Below are 317 nucleotides of genomic sequence, written 5' to 3' on the forward strand. Positions count from 1 at the left end.
GCCTCGGCGATGCCGGGGGCCACCACCGCCAGATTGGTGGTGTGCGACTGCGAGATGCCGATGAAGGAGTTCATGATGCCCCAGACCGTGCCGAACAGGCCGACGAAGGGGGCGGTGGCACCGATGGTGGCGAGCAGGCCGGTGCCGCGGGTCATCGAGCGGCCGGCACGCGCCTCGATGCGCGCAAGTGCGATCGCCAGGCGCTCCTTGATGCCCTCGGCCGGCAAATCGTCCGAGCGCTGCAATTCGCGGTTGGCCGCCGTCACCAGATCGGCGACGGCTCCCTTGCCGGACTGGCGCGACCGGATGGTCTGGGA

Annotated in this window: 1 protein-coding gene; it reads right to left on the reverse strand. The window is 70.0% G+C overall.

Going from position 1 to position 317, the window contains the following annotated elements:
- The coding region (locus BA190_RS34925; protein ID WP_202908580.1) for a MotA/TolQ/ExbB proton channel family protein at positions 1–317 on the reverse strand (317 nt) is incomplete at both ends.

Source organism: Labrys sp. WJW (assembly GCF_001676615.1).
Classification (GTDB): Bacteria; Pseudomonadota; Alphaproteobacteria; order Rhizobiales; family Labraceae; genus Labrys; species Labrys sedimenti.